The following is a 2,614-nucleotide window of genomic DNA, read 5'->3' on the forward strand; positions in this document are numbered from 1 at the left end:
ACCAGCGTGGCGACGCGCCCGGCGCACGTGCCGGCGCTGCTGGCGGCGCGACCGGAGCTGATGGTGCGCGGCGTGGACGACGCGGCCGACCTTGCGCCCTTGTTCGAGCGCGCCGGCGTGGTGGCGATCGGGCCAGGCCTGGGCCAGGGCGCTTTCGGCCGCGCGCTGTGGACGGCGGCGCTTGCCTGCGGCCGGCCGCTGGTGGTGGATGCCGATGCGCTGAACCTACTGGCGCAGGCCCCGCAGCGGCGCGACGACTGGATTCTCACCCCGCACCCCGGCGAGGCGGCGCGCCTGCTCGCCAGCACCACGGCGCAGGTCGAGGCCGACCGCTACGGCGCGGTGCGCGCGCTGCAACGGCGCTACGGCGGCGTGGTGCTGCTCAAGGGCGCCGGCACGCTGCTGTGCGACGGGCAGTCGCCGGTCGGCGTGCTGCCCTACGGCAACCCCGGCATGGCCAGCGGCGGCATGGGCGATGTGCTGACCGGCCTGGTCGCCGGCCTTCTGGCGCAGCGCCTGCCGGCGCCGGCCGCGGCGGCGCTGGCTGCCTGCCTGCACGGCGCGGCCGCCGATGCCGTCGCCGCGCGGCGCGGCGAGCGCGGCCTGCTGGCCGGCGATCTGCTGGACGCGCTGGCGCCGCTACTGAACGGAATCGACCATGCAGCGCAGCTGGATGCTTGAGGACGAAGCCGCGCAGCTCGCGTTCGGAGCGCGCCTGGCGCATGCGCTCACGCAGCCGCTGTGCATTTACCTCACAGGCCCGCTCGGCGCCGGCAAGACCACGCTGGTGCGCGGCCTGCTGCGCGCGCTCGGCCACACCGGCACGGTGCGCAGCACCACTTACACGCTGCTCGAAACCTACACCGTGGCCGGCCAGCCGGTCTGCCACTTCGACCTGTACCGGCTCACCGACGCCGAGGAACTGGAGCACATCGGCGCCCGCGAGCTGTTCGACGGCCGCCACCTGTGCCTGATCGAGTGGCCCGAGCACGGCGCCGGCTGGTTGCCGGTGCCGGACCTCGAGCTCGCCCTTCAGATGGCCGGCAGCGGCCGTCGGCTGCGCGCCCGCGCCCACGGCCCGGCCGGTGAACGCACCCTGGAAGCGCTGACATGAAACGATTTCTCTGCTGCGTGCTGGCGCTGCTGCCGCTGGCCGTCGGCGCCGGCGAACTGCGCGCCGTGCGCTACGCCCCCATCGCCGGCGGCACTCGGGTGACGCTGGAGCTCAGCGCGCCGACCGCCGGCAAGGTGTTTGCGCTGTCGGCCCCCGACCGCCTGGTGATCGACCTGCCGGCCACCAGCGCGCGCGGCGCGCTGGCGGCGCCCACCGGCGGCGTGCTGCGCGGCGTGCGCCAGGGCCCGCAGCCCGGCGGTCAGCTGCGCGTGGTGTTCGACCTGGCAGGACCCGCCAAATGGCGCCAGACGACGCTGCCGGCCGCCGGCGGCCAGGGCCCGCGGCTGCAGCTCGACGTGCTGGGCACGACGCCTGCTGCAGCGCCCAAGGCGGCGGCACGCCCGGCGCCTGCCGCGCGCCAACCGGCCACGGTGGCCAAAGCGGCGCCGATCTCCCGACCGCAAGCGGCCGACACCCCCCCGGCGCCGGTCCTGCGCACCCAATCGGCCCGCGCGGTGACGGTGGTGATCGACGCCGGCCACGGCGGGCACGACGTGGGCGCCGTCGGCCCCGGTCGGCTGTACGAGAAAACCGTCACGCTGGCGCTGGCGCGCGAGCTCGCCGCCCAGATCAACGCCCAGCGTGGCATGCGCGCCGTGCTCACGCGCAACGACGACCGTTTCCTGGAGCTGCGCGAACGCACGGCGGTGGCGCACCGGCACAAGGCCGACCTGTTCCTGTCCATCCATGCCGATGCGGTGGCCGGCGGCGGCGCCCGCGGCTCGAGCGTCTATGCGCTGTCCGAGCACGGCGCCAGCAGCGAGGCGGCGCGCTTGCTGGCGGCGCGCGAGAACGCCGCCGGCATGCCGGCCGGCCTGGCCGCGGCCGGGCAGGACCGGATGCTGCGCTCGGTGCTGCTCGACCTGTCGCAGAACGCCACCATCGAGGCCAGCCTGCGCCTGGGCGAGCGGCTGCTCGACCGCATCGCCGACGTGAACAAGCTGCACCGCTCGGACGTGCAGCAGGCCGGTTTCATGGTGCTGAAGTCCCCGCAAGTGCCGTCCGTACTGGTCGAGACCGCCTTCATTTCCGACCCCACTGAGGCGCGCAAGCTGGCCGATGCCAACTTCCGGCGCCGCTTTGCCGCTGCGCTGCTGGCCGGCATCCGCGACTACCTGCAAACCGAGCCGCGCCTGCGCCAGGCGCTGGCCGAGGCGCAGACCGGCCGCACGCCGGCGCTGCGCGCCGCCGATGACGGCGGCTGAGGCCACGCGCCGGCCGATCCGCGAACTGCCGGCGCAGCTCGCCAACCAGATCGCCGCCGGCGAGGTGGTCGAGCGGCCGGCGTCGATCGTCAAGGAGCTGCTCGAAAACGCCCTCGACGCTGGCGCCCGGCGCATCGAGGTGACGCTGGAGCAGGGCGGCGTCGGGCTGATCCGCGTGCGCGACGACGGCGCCGGCATCCCGGCCGCGGAACTGCCGCTGGCGCTGCGCCGCCAC

Annotated in this window: 4 protein-coding genes; all 4 read left to right on the forward strand. The window is 75.4% G+C overall.

Annotated elements, in window-relative coordinates:
- Positions 1-681: NAD(P)H-hydrate dehydratase (locus PHC73_RS13735; protein ID WP_300129383.1), on the forward strand; the 681-nt coding region annotated here is incomplete at its 5' end.
- On the forward strand, positions 659-1,114 hold the full coding sequence (gene tsaE, locus PHC73_RS13740; RefSeq protein WP_300129384.1) for a tRNA (adenosine(37)-N6)-threonylcarbamoyltransferase complex ATPase subunit type 1 TsaE: 456 nt from the start codon (positions 659-661) through the stop codon (positions 1,112-1,114). The genes PHC73_RS13735 and tsaE, both read left to right, overlap by 23 nt.
- Entirely contained in the window at positions 1,111-2,379 is a 1,269-nt protein-coding gene (locus PHC73_RS13745; protein WP_300129386.1) for an N-acetylmuramoyl-L-alanine amidase, read from the forward strand. Before tsaE ends, PHC73_RS13745 begins: the two co-directional genes overlap by 4 nt.
- The coding region (locus PHC73_RS13750; protein WP_300129387.1) for an ATP-binding protein at positions 2,366-2,614 on the forward strand (249 nt) is incomplete at its 3' end. The genes PHC73_RS13745 and PHC73_RS13750, both read left to right, overlap by 14 nt.

It is taken from the genome of Immundisolibacter sp., assembly GCF_028696615.1.
GTDB lineage: Bacteria > Pseudomonadota > Gammaproteobacteria > Immundisolibacterales > Immundisolibacteraceae > Immundisolibacter.

What these genes read in the sequence shown, in the direction of transcription:
- tsaE (WP_300129384.1), top strand. Translation starts at nt 659, where the DNA reads ATGCAGCGCAGCTGGATGCTTGAGGACGAAGCCGCGCAGCTCGCGTTC.
- PHC73_RS13745 (WP_300129386.1), top strand. Translation starts at nt 1,111, where the DNA reads ATGAAACGATTTCTCTGCTGCGTGCTGGCGCTGCTGCCGCTGGCCGTC.